Annotated in this window: 14 protein-coding genes; all 14 read left to right on the top strand. The window is 52.3% G+C overall.

Going from position 1 to position 15,363, the window contains the following annotated elements:
* Window positions 1-12 precede the first annotated feature (12 nt).
* The 14 genes from PSAB_RS14640 to PSAB_RS14575 all read left to right on the top strand — a co-directional run bounded on the left by PSAB_RS14640 (window position 13) and on the right by PSAB_RS14575 (window position 15,223).
* Complete coding sequence (locus tag PSAB_RS14640) at window positions 13-1,851, top strand: sensor histidine kinase (RefSeq protein ID WP_025335332.1); 1,839 nt, start codon at window positions 13-15, stop codon at window positions 1,849-1,851.
* Between the two features lie 152 nt (window positions 1,852-2,003).
* Complete coding sequence (locus tag PSAB_RS14635) at window positions 2,004-3,299, top strand: ABC transporter substrate-binding protein (protein WP_025335331.1); 1,296 nt, start codon at window positions 2,004-2,006, stop codon at window positions 3,297-3,299.
* Window positions 3,300-3,389: 90 nt separating this feature from the next.
* Complete coding sequence (locus tag PSAB_RS14630; RefSeq protein ID WP_025335330.1) at window positions 3,390-4,307, top strand: carbohydrate ABC transporter permease; 918 nt, start codon at window positions 3,390-3,392, stop codon at window positions 4,305-4,307.
* 18 nt (window positions 4,308-4,325) lie between these two features.
* A complete protein-coding gene (locus PSAB_RS14625) occupies window positions 4,326-5,156 on the top strand; it encodes a carbohydrate ABC transporter permease (RefSeq protein ID WP_025335329.1) in 831 nt (276 codons plus the stop codon).
* Window positions 5,157-5,266: 110 nt separating this feature from the next.
* On the top strand, window positions 5,267-6,883 hold the full coding sequence (locus PSAB_RS14620; RefSeq protein ID WP_025335328.1) for a response regulator transcription factor: 1,617 nt from the start codon (window positions 5,267-5,269) through the stop codon (window positions 6,881-6,883).
* A gap of 164 nt (window positions 6,884-7,047) precedes the next feature.
* Complete coding sequence (gene rimP, locus PSAB_RS14615; protein WP_025335327.1) at window positions 7,048-7,509, top strand: ribosome maturation factor RimP; 462 nt, start codon at window positions 7,048-7,050, stop codon at window positions 7,507-7,509.
* A gap of 27 nt (window positions 7,510-7,536) precedes the next feature.
* Window positions 7,537-8,634: a transcription termination factor NusA gene (gene nusA / locus PSAB_RS14610; protein ID WP_025335326.1), complete on the top strand. Its 1,098-nt coding sequence runs from the start codon at window positions 7,537-7,539 to the stop codon at window positions 8,632-8,634.
* A gap of 23 nt (window positions 8,635-8,657) precedes the next feature.
* Window positions 8,658-8,966 (top strand): RNase P modulator RnpM, encoded by a 309-nt coding sequence (gene rnpM / locus PSAB_RS14605; protein WP_025335325.1) that lies wholly within the window; start codon window positions 8,658-8,660, stop codon window positions 8,964-8,966.
* Window positions 8,959-9,282, top strand: coding sequence for a YlxQ family RNA-binding protein (locus PSAB_RS14600; RefSeq protein ID WP_025335324.1), 324 nt, complete (start codon window positions 8,959-8,961; stop codon window positions 9,280-9,282). Before rnpM ends, PSAB_RS14600 begins: the two co-directional genes overlap by 8 nt.
* Window positions 9,275-11,902: a translation initiation factor IF-2 gene (infB, locus tag PSAB_RS14595; protein ID WP_025335323.1), complete on the top strand. Its 2,628-nt coding sequence runs from the start codon at window positions 9,275-9,277 to the stop codon at window positions 11,900-11,902. The genes PSAB_RS14600 and infB overlap by 8 nt, the downstream gene beginning before the upstream one ends.
* A gap of 19 nt (window positions 11,903-11,921) precedes the next feature.
* Window positions 11,922-12,281, top strand: coding sequence for a 30S ribosome-binding factor RbfA (rbfA, locus tag PSAB_RS14590; RefSeq protein WP_025335322.1), 360 nt, complete (start codon window positions 11,922-11,924; stop codon window positions 12,279-12,281).
* Window positions 12,282-12,298: 17 nt separating this feature from the next.
* On the top strand, window positions 12,299-13,276 hold the full coding sequence (locus tag PSAB_RS14585; RefSeq protein WP_025335321.1) for a DHH family phosphoesterase: 978 nt from the start codon (window positions 12,299-12,301) through the stop codon (window positions 13,274-13,276).
* Complete coding sequence (truB, locus tag PSAB_RS14580) at window positions 13,273-14,187, top strand: tRNA pseudouridine(55) synthase TruB (protein ID WP_025335320.1); 915 nt, start codon at window positions 13,273-13,275, stop codon at window positions 14,185-14,187. The genes PSAB_RS14585 and truB overlap by 4 nt, the downstream gene beginning before the upstream one ends.
* 91 nt (window positions 14,188-14,278) lie before the next feature.
* Window positions 14,279-15,223, top strand: coding sequence for a bifunctional riboflavin kinase/FAD synthetase (locus PSAB_RS14575; RefSeq protein ID WP_025335319.1), 945 nt, complete (start codon window positions 14,279-14,281; stop codon window positions 15,221-15,223).
* Window positions 15,224-15,363 lie beyond the last annotated feature (140 nt).

Here is a 15,363-nt window from a genome sequence, read left to right as displayed (position 1 = left end):
AGGTCGGTGCCTGTGCGGAGAGTCCGAGCATTTCTGTTTCACATGAGCCTGCGGACCAAGCTGACGCTTTCTTTTATCGCGGTAACCGTCTTGTCGCTGACCGTCATGGCTGTAGGATATACCTTCAAAAGCTCCGATGTCATTCTGAAGAATGCCAGTGAAACTTCGCTGGGGCTTGTGCGGATGGGCAATCAATCGCTCGACAGCAACCTGGCCAGGGTAGAGCAGAGCGCCATTAACATGCATCTGGACGAGGATCTGTTTCAATTTTTCAATACGGAAAACTTACGGCAAAGGGACATCACCGATGACTCGGACCGCAAAATAACGCGGATATTGCAAAAATATTTTCCAAGCTCGGAGGATATGTTTTCGGTTAATCTGGTGACCCGGGAGTACACCTTTGGAGAAACGCCTTCCTTTTGGATTCCGAAGAAGGATTACTCTCTCTCCAGCATTTATAAGATAGGGACCGGATCTTACAGCAGCATAACCTGGATACCCACCTATAATTTGCTGGAGCAGTTTTTTTCAACCGTCCCGTCGGAGAGAGACCAATATGTCTTCACGGGGACACGGTTAATGAATTTTGCGATGGTCCGTAACAACATTCTGATCCAGATGAAGAAGAGCGTGGAGAGGCCGATCTTGGTTGTGAACTTTCAGGAATCTATGTTTAGGCATGCACTTGAGGAAAGCCTGAACGTAGAAGGCTCCTATTACCATATGTTCACTCCGGAAGGGGTTGTCCTGTCCAGCTCGAAGCTGGCCGGTGATTCGGCCGAGATTAGCCGGGAGTGGATTGCCAGCGCCATCAGCAAGAAGAGCGGTACGGAGTACATCACACTTGGCGGGCAGAAGCTGGTCGTCTGCTTCGACACCATGAAGACTACGGGCTGGCTGACGGCGGTGTTTATTCCGTATAAAAATTTGAAGCGGACACTGCCCGATATGCTCGTATACTCGCTGTACTCTATGATGATTATCACCCTGATCTCGGTGGCGATCGCGGCGCTGCTGTCCGGCCGAATTACCATGCCGCTCATCAAGCTGCTGCGGGGCATCAACCGGAGCGGAGACGGCCACTTTAATACCTATATCGAATCGGCGGGAACCAAGGAGCTTAACATTATCATTCACAAGTTCAACCAGATGAATGAAAGCATCTACACGCTGATTGAAGAAAACTACAAAGCAAAGATGAAAGAATTGGAGGCAGAGCTTAAAGCTCTCAATTTCCAGTTCAATCCGCATTTTTTATATAATACCCTGAATATCATCAACTACCTGGCGATTGAAAATAAGCAGTCTCTGATCAGCAAAATGCTGGTTGAGTTGTCGGAAATGCTGGAATATACGGCCAAAAGGCCGGGGAAGGTTATTTTCTCCGAGGATCTGAACTATCTGAAGAATTACGTGTTTATCATGAGCCGCCGTTTTGAGGGTAAATTCGCGGTGACTTATGAAATGGACCCGAAGCAGGAAGGCCACTGGGTGCCCAAGTTTTTTCTGCAGCCGTTTATTGAGAACGCCCTGATTCACGCGCTTGAGGATATGGAGCAGGGGGGACAGATTCATGTGACGGGGCAGATTGACGATACCGGCAGAACATTTACCGTGACCGACAACGGGAAAGGGATGTCCTCCGAGACGATAGCCCGTGTGCTGGAAATCCGTGAGGATTCGGGCGCTGCGGCTTCCATCGGAATCCAGAATGTCAACCATCGAATCAAGCTGCTGTATGGTCCGGCCTTTGGCGTGGACATTCGCTCGGAGTTAAATGTGGGGACGACGGTCATATTACGGCTTCCTCTGGATATGGCAGAGTCCGGCTCGAGGCACTCGGAGTAGTGTCCCAAGCCGGATTTTGTTTGTTTTCATCACGTCACAAATGCTTTCAGTAGAAAAGTCCACCATTCGCCTATTTTTAGAGTAGGAGGAGCATGTATTTCCTTTTATTATGAAAGCGTAATCAAAAACTTCATTTGATAGGACGGTGTCATATGAAAAAGGGGATTCTACTATCACTCTTGGCCGTATCATTACTTGCAGGATGCTCCAGCGGCGGGATCCAAAACGCCAATTCAAGCAGCGGCGGACAGGGAGAAGGCTCGGTGGTTGAGCTCACCATCTGGCGTCCGCAGGCCAGCGAGGTCGAGGACAATGTGTACGTGAAGCGGATAGAAGAGTTTAATCAGGCCAATAAAGGGAAGATCCAAGTCAAGATGGAGGTCATAACCCGAGGCAACTCTTTTGCCTATGAAGATAAAATCAATGCCGCCGTCGCTTCCCACACCCTGCCGGATGTACTAGCCATGGACGGACCTAACATCGCCAACTATGCGGCCTCAGAGATTATTATCCCGCTTGACGAATATTTCTCCAAGGAGGATCTGGACGATTTCGTCCCTTCGATCCTTCAGCAAGGCTCGTACCAGGGCAAATTTTATGCGCCGGGCTTGAACGAGTCCTCCGTCGTCCTTTTTTATAACAAAAAGATTATGGCCGAGCACGGAATAACGCCTCCGGACAAAATCGAAAATGCCTGGACCTGGGACGACTGGTACGACGTGATGAAGAAAACGTCCAAGGACGGCGTGTTCGGAACGAACATGATCAACGATAAAGGGGAATGGATGACCTACGCTTTCGAGCAGCTATGGATTTCCGGCGGCACGGACATTGTCAATAAGGAAGGGACTACAGCCGAAGGATTTGTTAACAGCCCGCAGGGTGTAGAGGCGGCCAAGTTCCTGCAAAAGCTGGCGAATGAGAAGCTGTTCAATATTGATCCGAAGCCGACCGAGTTTGAGGAAGGAAAAGCGGCTACCAAGCTTGGAGGTCCATGGAACATTCCTGGTTTCAAAAACTATCCGGATCTGGATTGGGGCATCACTTATTTCCCTAAAAAACCGGGAGGTACTCAAACTGCTCCTTCCGGCAGCTGGGCAGTAGGGGTATCAGCCGACTCGAAGCATCCGAAGGAAGCGGCGGAGGTCGTAAAATGGCTTACGAACAAAGACAGCTCGACCCAATTGGCGCAGGCGATCAGCATGCCGGCCAGCCGCAAATCGGCGTTTGAGAGCTTGACGGAATATGACGAGCTTCCGCTTCGCATTATCAAGGAGCAGGTTACAGGCGTGTCGCATGCCAGACCGGTTACTCCGGCGTATCCGGTGCTGACGCAGAAATTTGCCGAGGCGTTGACAGATATTATGGTCGGTGCGGATGTCAAGAAGTCCCTGGACAACGTGGCGTCCACTTATGATGAAGAATACAAGCGTAATTTTGCCGAATAGCAGGCAGTGAAATTTGATCCTCGGCAAGGGCGCCTAAGCAGCGTCTTTGCCGCAAGCTTTTTATCAGCTGAGCGAAAGGAAGAATGGAACATGCAAACGGCAATCAATGCGCACAAGCGCGAGCAACTATCAACCTTTAACCGGCAGAGAAGACGGGAAACTCTGGTGGGCTATTCATTTGTCACTCCGGCGGTTCTGCTGCTGATCTTTTTTCTGGTGCTGCCTTTTCTCCTTGCCGTGGCCTTCGGATTTACGAAGTTCAATCTGCTGCGTCCGGATAAAATTCATTTTACCGGCTTGGACAATTACAAGCTTCTCTTTACCGACGGCTTGTTTTATAAATCGCTCTGGAACACTTTGTATTTCACGGTGATCGTCGTGCCGGTTCAATCGGCTGTAGCTTTGATGCTGGCTCTGCTCGTCAACAACAGCCTCAAGCTGCGGAACTTGTTCCGCATTGCCTACTTCAGTCCGGTCGTCACCTCCATGACCGTTATCGCGATTCTCTGGATTTCTCTCTATAACCCGAATGAGGGCTTGATTAACTCGGCGCTTCATTTCTTCGGTATTTCGAACCAGCCTTTCCTGCGCAGCTCCTCACAGGCGATGAATTCGATTATCTTCATGTCGGTATGGCAGGCCGCCGGCTACCAAATGATGATTTTTCTGGCTGGTCTTCAGGGCATCTCCAAAGATTTATACGAAGCCTCCTCGATCGACGGGGCGAACAAGCTTCAGCAGCTCCGCTACATTACCATCCCGAGCCTGTACAATGTGACGGTCTTTGTGCTGACGATAACAACGATTCAGGCTGTGAAGCTGTTCGTCCAGCCCTATATTATGACAAACGGGGGTCCGGAGAACTCGACCCGAACGCTGGCTCTGCTGATCTACCAGCAAGGCTTCCAGTTCCGAAATGCGGGATACGCTTCCGCCATTTCCGTCATCTTCTTCCTGATTGTCGTCTTGATCTCATTTTCGATGAAAAAATTACTCAGAGATAAATAACGGAGGGGGGATGAGGACATGAGAAATACCCGGACTAAGGTGCTGCTGTACGTTCTTAACATCATCATGTCGCTGCTGTTCATTATCCCGCTGCTGTGGATGGTGGTTTCCTCGCTCAAGCCGGAGAACCAGATTTTTGCCGATCTGAGCTCGCTGAAATCCTTGCTGCCGCTGCATATCACCTTGGACAATTACAGAATGGCGTTTGAGCGGATTCCCATGATGAAGTATCTGTTCAACAGCCTTTTTTACGTATCTGTCATTTGCATTAGCGGCCTTGGCGTAAATTCGATTTGCGGTTATGCGCTGGCCAAGCTGCGGTTCAGGGGCAGTGAATTCATGCTTGCATGCATTATCGCTTTGATGATCGTTCCGTTCGAGAGCATTCTGATGCCGTTGTACCTGGTGGTTAACGCACTGCATTGGGTCAATACCTGGTTCGCCCTCATCGTTCCGTTTATTGCGAACTGCTTTAGCATTTTTATGTTCCGCCAGTTTTTTATGGACATTCCGAATGAAATATTGGAATCCGCCTCCATCGACGGATCGGGTCCGCTGAAGACCTTTGCATCGATCGTGGTTCCGCTCTCGGGGCCGGTATTTGCAACCGTGTTCATCCTTGACTTTATCACGCATTGGGGAGATTTCATGTGGCCGATCCTAGTGACGACGGGCGAATCGCTGCGCAATATCCAGCTTGGCATTCAGACCTTCTTCACGCTGCCTCCGATTTTTTACGGGCAAATTATGGCGACGCTGACCTTCACGACCGTTCCAATCATTGCACTGTTCCTGCTGCTGCAAAAATATTATGTACAAGGAATTACCAGTGCTGGAATCAAAGGTTGACCGGTAAGAGCCGCAATGGAGGGCAAGCCGTGCTACAATAGTAATGTATAACTCCCGATCTGATCTTCCCTGGGCTAAAACTAAATTCCATACAGTAGGTGAACGCGGCCATGAACAGAATTATGGTTGTCGATGATGAAGCGATTCAGAGAAGGGTGCTCGGCAAAATGATCCGGGAATACCTCCCTGGATGCGAGGTTGTCGAGGCCAGCAACGGAAAGACCGCGCTGGATATTGTCCAAACTGGTGCTTTTGATGTCATTATTACGGATATCAAAATGCCAATCATGGACGGCTTCGATTTCATTGAGCATATGAAGAAGCTTTCTACTACTACCCGAATCATCATTTTGAGCAGCTACCGTTATTTTGAATATGCCCAGCGGGCTCTTCGATTAGGCGCATTCGATTATGTGCTCAAGCCGGTGAAGGAGGAGAGCATCGGATTACTGTTAGAAAAGTTAAGGGAAAGTATAGAAGAAGAAAAAAGAATCTCGCCCGAAGAGATCAGCAGGGAGCAGTATCACATTAGCATGAATGCGTACTACGGACATTTGCTGGGAGAATGGATACAGAACGGCGTTTCCGCCGCTAAATTTGAGGAGCTTGAGCAGCAGTATTCGCTGGAGCCCAGCGGAGCGGTCATCATAACGCGTATTGAGGACAATACTCCCGGCGAACTGTACCCTGAAGGGCTGGATGATATCCGGGGGGCCATGCCGGGAATGCTCGCGAGCATGCTGAGTTCCGCGAACCGGGTCGTGTCCTTTTTTGCTTCGAATCTCAAACTGACCATGATTTCGGTTATGACGGCGAAGCGTCCTGACGAGGTCATCACCGGGGCCGTGCTCGCGGCTCTGGAGGAATACGGGCAGCGGCTGTCAGGCAAATATCAGCTGTCGTTTGCCATAGGCGTAAGCAATGTGAGCGCCGATCTCTTCCGCGAAGCCTCCGTCTGCTACAAAGAAGCGTTGGACGCAGCCGACTCCCGCTATTTTTTGGGCGGGGACCGGGTCGTTACTCATGGCGCCGTTTCAGGCAGGATTGCTCCCTTGCATTACGACTTCCATAAGGATGAGGACCTGTTCAAAGAATACATCAGAACGGACAAAGCTGATTTACTGCTCAAGCAAACGGATGACTTGTTCCGCCGGTTTCTGGAGAACGGGCTGCCCTATCGGGAGCAATGGCTTAAATCCATCATTCAGCTAGTGCTGCATATCGCTCCGGTGATCAAGGGATTTGTCAGTGATGAGGCCTACACGTCGGTTTTGCGGGAATCCGAGGGCAGCCTTACTGACTGTGCCAGCTTCAAGGAGTGCCAGGAGCAGTTTCTGGAAATCCTGAGAGGGTTCATGAAGATGATGCATAGCAGCCGCGGAAGGAAACATGCCGAGGTCATTGAAAAGTGCGTCAATTATATAGAAGAACATTATACCGGGGATATCTCGCTTGAGCATGCGGCGAGCCTATTGTATTTCAGCCCCAACTACTTAAGTATGATTTTCAAAAGCCATCTTGGAGTTTCCTTTACGAAATATTTGTCGGAGGTCCGGCTGGAGAAGGCGGTACAGCTGCTAGGGGACAGTGACATGAAGGTATATGAAATTGCCGGGAAAGTCGGATTTAAGGATGAAAAATATTTTCACCGTGTGTTTAAAGCGAAATATGGCCTTACTCCCGATGAGTACCGTAAAAAGAATGCCTTGCCGTTATCGCCGTTCTAAAGCGGCCTCAAGGCAGTCAAGTGCCCGCACTTGTCAGTATTCCCATGCTATGGTATAATTTTTTTTGGTAATAATGAGATAAGTCCGTTGTGTAAAGAGTGGGGAAACCCACTCTTTATCTTTGGTATACAGCAAAAAGACAAGTTCGTGGAGGTTAGTTTTATTTGAGCACATCCAAAATTAAAGGTACGGTAGAAGAGATGCTGAAACCCTACCTGGACAACAATGGATTCGAACTGGTTGACGTGGAATACGTGAAGGAAGGCTCCAATTTCTTTTTGCGAGTATTCGTTGACAAAGAAGGCGGAATCGACATCGATGATTGCGGCAATGTCAGTGAGTTCTTAAGCGCCAAGCTGGATGAGAACGATCCGATTCCCGGCGCCTATTTTTTGGAGGTGTCTTCTCCGGGAGCGGAACGGCCGCTCAAAAAAGCCGAAGAGGTAGCCAAAGCGGTCGGCAAGGACGTATTCGTCACGACTTACGAGCCGATTGACGGGCTGAAGGAATTCGAAGGCCGGTTGGTCTCATTTGAGAACGGGGAAATGCTCATCGCCGTCGGTAAAAAGCAGCATGTCGTTCCATATGCCAAAGTAGCCAGCGCGAGGTTGGCCATTATTTTTTAAGTTTTTGAAAGGGGGACCGGATTTTTCATGAGTATGGATTTTATTGAAGCTATGAATGAACTGGAGAGAGAGAAAGGCATCAGCAAGGATGTGCTGTTCGAGGCCATCGAGGCGGCGCTGATCTCCAGCTATAAACGAAATTTCAATGCGGCGCAAAATGTTCGGGTCGACATGAACCGCAGCACGGGAGTAATCAAGGTGTTCGCCCGCAAGCTGATCGTGGAAGAAGTGCTCGATTCGCGCACAGAGATTTCGCTGCCTGCGGCACGGGAGATTAACCCGCATTTTCAACTGGACGATGTCGCCGAGCTTGAAGTTACACCCAGAGATTTCGGACGTATTGCCGCCCAGACGGCCAAGCAGGTTGTTACCCAGCGTATTCGGGAAGCTGAGCGGGGGCTCATATACAACGCGTTTATCGACAAGGAAGAAGATATCGTTACCGGGATCGTGCAGCGGCAGGACCTTCGCAACGTGTACATCGACCTGGGAAAAATCGAGGCTGTGCTTCCGCTTAACGAGCTGATGCCGGGTGAAAAATTCAAGCATGGCGAGCGCATCAAAGCCTACATTACCAAGGTGGAAAATACAACCAAGGGGCCGCAAATTTTGCTCTCCCGCAGCCATCCAGGCCTGCTCAAACGGCTGTTCGAGCTTGAGGTGCCGGAAATTTTCGACGGCGTCGTCGAGATCCGTTCCGTTGCCCGGGAAGCGGGCTTCCGTTCCAAAATCGCGGTATATTCCCGCAATCCGGAAGTTGACCCCGTCGGTTCCTGCGTAGGCCCGAGAGGCATGCGCGTGCAGACAATCGTCACTGAGCTGCGCGGCGAGAAAATCGACATCGTACGTTATTCCGAATCAGTGGAAGAGTATGTGGCCAATGCGCTCAGTCCTTCCAAGGTGATTGAGGTTCAAGTGTTCGAAGCGGAAAAAATGGCGCGTGTCATCGTTCCCGACTATCAGTTATCGCTGGCCATCGGCATCAAAGGGCAGAACGCCCGCCTGGCGGCGAAGCTGACCGGATGGAAGATCGATATCAAGAGCGAAAGCCAGGCGGAGCAGGAATTCGGCAGACCTAAAACGTCCAGCGACGAAATGCATCAGGATTCCGTCTCCATAGATTAATAACGAGGGGCGGTCGGCTAACGATGAAACAGAAAAAAGTGCCGCTGCGCAAATGCGTCGCCAGTCAGGAAATGATGCCCAAGAAAGAGCTTATCCGTATTGTAAGAACGCCCGCGGGCGAGGTCGTGATCGATCTTACCGGGAAGAAGTCGGGACGCGGAGCGTACATTTGCGGAAAGCTGGAATGCTTCAAGCTGGCTCAGAAGACCAAGGCCCTGGACCGGGCGCTGAAGGTACCGGTGAGCCAGGAAATTTACGAGCAGCTCGCCAGGGACTTCATATCCGTCGAAGAGCAGTTCCTGGCGGCAAAGGAAGCTTCGGACGATGAATAAGGCCCTTTCAAATCTGGGCCTGGCCATGCGTGCGGGCAAAGTGGTGACCGGCGAAGAAATTGTGCTGAAAGCGGTCCGTTCAGCAGAGGCGAAGCTGGTTCTTTTGGCGGGGGACGCTTCGGACAATACGCAGAAGAAATTCCGCGACAAATGCGGAACTTACAATATCCCGCTCGTAGTCGAATTCAACCGTGACATCCTGGGCGCTTCCATTGGCAAAGATAGTCGCGTCGTTCTTGCCGTTACGGACAAGGGATTCGCAGAAATGATCTCCAAGCAACTGGGGGATAATGTCGGAGGTGGTATTATTGACTAAACAAGACAGCAAAGATAAACTGCGGGTTTACGAATACGCCAAATCGCTTAACATGAGCAGCAAAGAGATTATCACGATTCTGAAACGTCTGAATGTTCCGGTGAATAATCATATGAGCGTTATGGAAAATGACGCCGTATCGAAGGTGGAACAGTTCTTTAAGGATATCAAGTCAAATGCCGCGGCCAAACGGGAAAGCGGGGGCGGAAGCCGCCCGAACCAGACCGCAACGGCAACGATCGAGGCGCAAAGCTCAAATAAAAATCAAACGGAAAAGCAGGTAGGTATGAACAAACCAAACAACAACTCATCGACAATGTCGTCAAGACCACAAAGCGGGCAGGATTCCCGCAGAAATCAATCCGGCTCTGTGCAGCAGCGTCCTCAGGGCCAAGGCGGAGCGCAGCGTCAAGGAGGACGTCCGCAGGGCCAAGGCGGAGCTCGTCCAGGCGAATCCCGTCCGCAAGGTCAGGGAGGAGCACCTCGTCAGGGTGATTCCCGTCCACAAGGCCAAGGCGGAGCTTCCCGTCCACAGGGCCAAGGCGGTCCGTCCCGTCCAGGTGATTCCCGTCCGCAAGGACAAGGCGGTGGAGGCCAGCGTCAAGGCGGATTCGGCGGCGGAAACCGTCCGCAAAGCCAAGGTGGAGCGCCTCGTCCGCAAAGCCAAGGCGGTACGCCGCGTCCACAAGGACAAGGCAGCGGGGATTCCTTCCGCGGAGACCGGAATTCCAAGAATCGTCAGGGCGGAAACAACAAACGGTTCGAGGATGGAAAAGGCGGCAATTTCCGTAACAACGGACGCGGCGGCAAGAACCAGCGCGGTGGCAGAAACCAGCAGCCGGTTGAGCGTCGCGAGAAGATCGACAATACGCCGAAGAAAATTATCGTCCGCGGCAACATGACCGTCGGAGAAACGGCAAAGCTGCTTCATAAAGACGCTTCGGAAGTCATTAAGAAGCTGATTCTGATGGGCGTTATGGCTACGATCAACCAGGAGCTGGATATCGAAACCATCCAACTGCTTGCCGGTGAATTCGGCGTTGAAGTTGAAGTGAAGATTCCGGTCGAGGAAGACCGTTTCGAAACCGTCGAAGAGAATGACGCTCCGGAAGATCTGCGGGCGCGTCCTCCTGTCGTGACCATCATGGGTCACGTCGACCACGGTAAGACGACGCTGCTTGATGCCATTCGTTCCACGAACGTAACCGGCGGCGAAGCAGGCGGCATCACGCAGCATATCGGCGCTTACCAGGTTGAAATCAACCAAAAGAAGATTACGTTCCTCGATACCCCGGGCCACGAAGCGTTTACGGCCATGCGTGCCCGTGGAGCTCAGGTTACCGATATTACGATTATCGTTGTAGCGGCGGACGACGGCGTCATGCCGCAGACGGTTGAGGCCATTAATCATGCGAAGGCAGCAGGTCTGCCGATCATCGTGGCCGTCAACAAGATCGACAAGCCGGGCGCAGACCCGGACAGAGTGAAGCAGGAGCTGACCAATTATGAGCTCGTCCCCGAAGAGTGGGGCGGCGATACCATTTTCGTCAATGTTTCGGCTAAACAGCGCATCGGTCTCGAAGATCTGCTTGAGATGATTCTGCTTGTCGCGGAAGTTAACGAATACAAGGCGAACCCGGATAAACGGGCGCGCGGTACCGTAATCGAAGCCGAGCTGGACAAGAGCCGCGGACCGGTAGCACGCATTCTCGTTCAGAACGGAACGCTGAAGGTGGGAGACGCCTTCGTGGCGGGCAACTGCTTCGGACGCGTACGGGTTATGGTGAACGACAAGGGACGCCGTCTGAAGGAAGCCGGACCGTCCACGCCGATCGAGATCACCGGTTTGACGGAAGTTCCGCAAGCGGGCGATCCGTTCATAGTGTTCGAGGACGAACGGAAAGCGCGGCAAATCGCCGAGAAGCGGGCGGTTACCCAGCGCCAATCTGAGCTGAACACGAACACCCGCGTAACGCTGGACGATCTGTTCAAGCACATCAAAGAAGGCGAGATCAAGGACCTCAACGTGATTATCAAGGCTGACGTTCAAGGTTCAGTTGAAGCGTTGAAAGGCTCCCTGTCCAAGATTGAAGTGGAAGGTGTGCGCGTTAAGATCATCCACAGCGGTGCCGGCGCAATCACGGAATCCGACATCACGCTGGCAGCAGCTTCCAATGCGATTGTCATCGGCTTTAACGTACGTCCGGATGCACAGACGAAGGCTGCCGCCGAGCAGGAGAAGGTCGATGTGCGTCTGCATAACATCATCTACAACGTGATCGAAGAGATCGAACAGGCCATGAAGGGAATGCTCGATCCGGTATTCAAGGAGAACGTTATTGGCCACGCCGAAGTTCGCAGCGTGTTCAAGATCAGCAAAGTGGGTGCGGTCGCCGGCTGTATGGTCACTGACGGCAAGATTGCGCGCAATGCGCAGACCCGCCTGATCCGCGACGGCATCGTCGTGTTCGAAGGCAAGATCGACTCCCTGAAACGCTTTAAAGACGACGCCAAGGAAGTAGCGCAAGGGTATGAGTGCGGTATTACTTTGGAGAACTACAATGATCTCAAGGAAGGCGACATCATCGAAGCGTTTATCATGGAATCCGTGGAGCGCTGACCCAAAGAGGTGAATGAATATGTCTAAAATTAGAGCCGGACGCGTAGGCGAACAGATCAAGAAAGAACTCAGCCGTCTGATTCAGGGCGAGCTGAAAGACCCTCGGGTCGGGTTCGTTACGGTCACCGGGGTCGATGTTACCAATGACCTTTCACAGGCCAAGGTATACCTCAGCGTCTTCGGTGATGACGAGCAGAAGAACGCCTCGCTTAAGGCGATCGAGAAAGCCAACGGCTTTCTCCGTTCGGAGCTTGGCAAGGCGATCCGTCTTCGGCATACGCCGGAACTGATCTTCAAGTTTGACGAATCCGTCGCCTATGGCAGCCGGATTGAGAAGCTGCTTGGCGAAATCGGCAAGCAGGACGAAAGTCAGGAATAAGCACAAGGAGACGGCGAATGCAGAGCTATGAACAAAGTCTCCGGCAGACACAACAGTTTCTGCTGGACCACGACGATTATCTTGTAGTGTCGCATATTCAGCCGGACGGAGATGCAGTCAGCTCGACCCTAGCGGTGGGCTGGCTTCTCTCATGTCTGGGCAAGAAATACACGATGCTGAATGAAGGGCCGATTCCGACCCGAATGAAATATCTGTGGAAGGCCGAAGAGATAGCCGATATGTCGGTCAACCCTCCAGAACGTACATTCAGCCATGTAATATGCGTCGACTGCGCCGATTTTCAGCGCGTCGGCCAGACGCAGCGGTATTTTGATCCGAACGCGTTGATTGTAAATATCGATCATCATCCGACGAACAACGGCTACGGCACGGTACAACTGATCAAGCCGGACGCAGCGGCCACGGCCGAGATTTTATTTGATCTCCTGAAGCAGTTCGACATCCATTGGGACGCCGATATCGCAACGGCCATTTATACCGGCCTGTTGACCGATACCGGCGGCTTCCGGTATGCCAATACTTCGCCCAAAGTCATGGAGATTGCATCGGAACTGTTATCGCTTGGAGTAAATGGACCGGAGCTGGCAGAGACGCTGCTGGAGGAAATGACACTGCCTCAGCTGAAAATCCTTAGCAGAGCCCTTGAGGGACTCCAATTGACGCCGGAAGGCGACATCGCCTGGGTCTCTATCACGCCTCAGGATATGGTTGACTGCGGCGCTGCCAACGAGGATTTGGAAGGGATCGTTAATTATCCCCGGAATATTCAGGGCGTTGAGGTCGGTATTCTGTTCAAGGTCATTCATGACCAGGCGGTAAAGGCCAGTTTCCGTTCTGCAGGTAAAGTGGATGTAGCCGCCCTGGCCCAAATTTTCGGAGGCGGGGGGCATACCCGCGCAGCCGGAGCCAAGCTGGATTTGCCTTTGGACCAAGCGGTATCGCTTGTTCTTAAGGAGGTCAAGCGGGTACTATGAGCGAGCTCGAAGGTGTTCTTGCGGTGTACAAGCCAGCCGGCTTTACCTCCCATGATGTCGTTGCCAAAGCGCGGCGCCTGCTCGGCATGAAAAGAATCGGACATGCCGGCACGCTGGATCCCCAGGTAACCGGCGTTCTGCCGCTTTGCCTTGGCCGGGCCACGCGCATTGTCGAGTATATTCAGGAACTGCCCAAGGAATATATCGCTACGCTCCGTCTGGGCATGTCCAGCGACACGGAAGACCTGACCGGGACAGTAACGGAGACGGCGGATGAAATACGGGTGACCGAAGAAGAGGTAAGGCGGACGCTGGAATCTTTCAAAGGGATCATTTCACAGACGCCTCCAATGTATTCCGCCGTCAAGGTTGGCGGCAAGCGTCTATACGAGTTGGCCCGCGAGGGCAAAACGGTAGAGCGTAAAAGCCGGGAGGTTGAGATCTACGAGATTGAGATGTTGGGTATGGTCTGGAACGGCCGGTTTCCGGATATCATTTTCCGTGTCCTCTGCTCCAAAGGAACATATATCCGCACGCTCTGCGTCGACATCGGACATGCGCTGTCGCTGCCGGGAGTAATGGTCAAGCTTGAACGCACGATGTCGGCGGGAATCCGGACGGATCGCTGCCTGTCGTTTGAAGAAATCGGCGAGCGTAAGGCGAACGGGACTCTTCAGGAATTCCTTATTCCGGCTGACGAGGCCATCAGCCATTTTCCCGCCCATACCGTGGCGGATGAGAAAAAGGCGGCCGCCCTGCAGGGACAGCGCCTGGCCACCCGGTTCGTTTCGCCCGATGTCCAGGTTAACAGTCCAATTCGTCTATATGACCTGCAAGGAAGTTTTCTCGGCATTTATGAGCGGGAAGAAGGCGGCTTGATCACTCCTGTTAAAGTGTTTGCCCAGGTGTAATGGAAATTATGAGAGAATTCTTCGACGGTACCCTGCAAAGGGCACCAATCGGTGTTTTTCTTAATTAAGTGAAGTGCAGGTGAGATACAGCGTGAGAACCGTAACGTTAACCTATCCGATGAAGCCGGAGACTGCAGCCGAGTGGGATCAGCCCCAGATTGCGGCCTTGGGTCAATTCGACGGCCTGCACAGAGGGCATGTCAGCGTCATCTCCTCCGCTGTGGCTAAGGCCCGCGAAGAAGGCTTGCCGGCAGCGGTCATCACTTTCTATCCCCACCCAAAGGATGTTATGGGGAAAGGGGATTATGAAGGCTATTTGACTCCCCCCCGAGACAAGCGCGAGCTGCTTGCCGGGCTTGGCGTCGATGTATTATTCGTCATCGAATTCAATGAGGAACTCTCTCGGGTAAGCCCGCGGGACTTTGTGGAGCGCATGCTTCTGCCCTTGAACATTTCAGCGGCCGTCGTCGGGTTTGACTTCCGCTTCGGCTATATGGGCGAAGGGGACGCCGATATGCTGCGCCTGCTTGGCAATGGAACCATGCGGGTAGAGACCGTACCGCCGTTCCTGCTGAATGGCGTCAAGGTGAGCAGCTCCGGCATCCGAAAGAGCCTGCAGAACGGTGAAGTTGAGCTGGTGAACTTTTGGTTCGGCCGGCGCTATCACTTGCGGGGAACGGTGGTTCACGGCGAGAAGCGCGGCCGCACCATCGGGTTTCCGACCGCGAATCTGGAGCTGGAGGACCGGTATGTCATACCGGCGAGAGGCGTGTATGCCGTTCGCGCTTTCCATAACGGAAAGGCGTTGCCCGGAGTGATGAATGTGGGCGTGAAGCCGACCTTTCACGAAGGAGTTACCACTCCGACGTTTGAGATTCATATGCTGGATTTTTCCGGCAATATATACGGGGAAGAATTGAAAGTGGAACTGGTCTCTTTTATCCGGCCGGAGCGCAGGTTCGATTCCGTGGAATCGCTGATTTCCCAAATTCGGGAGGATGCCAAGACAGCCGACAAGATTTTGCAGGAATCTTGACCTCTTTGATTTGATCCCTCTTTATCCGCATTTATCGATTATAATGAAGCTTTACCGGATCTTTCCGGTGCCGACGTTTACTTTTGCCTTTTATAGTGCTATACTGATTAACGTTGCTGGATTTCCGGCAGCCGTAACCT

Origin of the sequence: Paenibacillus sabinae T27 (assembly GCF_000612505.1) — a bacterium.
In the GTDB taxonomy this organism is placed as follows: domain Bacteria; phylum Bacillota; class Bacilli; order Paenibacillales; family Paenibacillaceae; genus Paenibacillus_AQ; species Paenibacillus_AQ sabinae.
This window is presented reverse-complemented; position numbering and strand designations above follow the sequence as displayed.

Excerpts from the sequence above, each read along its gene's own strand:
- nusA (WP_025335326.1), top strand. The coding sequence starts at position 7,537 with ATGAGTATGGATTTTATTGAAGCTATGAATGAACTGGAGAGAGAGAAA.
- PSAB_RS14600 (WP_025335324.1), top strand. The coding sequence starts at position 8,959 with ATGAATAAGGCCCTTTCAAATCTGGGCCTGGCCATGCGTGCGGGCAAA.
- truB (WP_025335320.1), top strand. The coding sequence starts at position 13,273 with ATGAGCGAGCTCGAAGGTGTTCTTGCGGTGTACAAGCCAGCCGGCTTT.
- PSAB_RS14620 (WP_025335328.1), top strand. The coding sequence starts at position 5,267 with ATGAACAGAATTATGGTTGTCGATGATGAAGCGATTCAGAGAAGGGTG.
- PSAB_RS14625 (WP_025335329.1), top strand. The coding sequence starts at position 4,326 with ATGAGAAATACCCGGACTAAGGTGCTGCTGTACGTTCTTAACATCATC.
- PSAB_RS14630 (WP_025335330.1), top strand. The coding sequence starts at position 3,390 with ATGCAAACGGCAATCAATGCGCACAAGCGCGAGCAACTATCAACCTTT.
- PSAB_RS14585 (WP_025335321.1), top strand. The coding sequence starts at position 12,299 with ATGCAGAGCTATGAACAAAGTCTCCGGCAGACACAACAGTTTCTGCTG.
- rbfA (WP_025335322.1), top strand. The coding sequence starts at position 11,922 with ATGTCTAAAATTAGAGCCGGACGCGTAGGCGAACAGATCAAGAAAGAA.
- rnpM (WP_025335325.1), top strand. The coding sequence starts at position 8,658 with ATGAAACAGAAAAAAGTGCCGCTGCGCAAATGCGTCGCCAGTCAGGAA.
- PSAB_RS14635 (WP_025335331.1), top strand. The coding sequence starts at position 2,004 with ATGAAAAAGGGGATTCTACTATCACTCTTGGCCGTATCATTACTTGCA.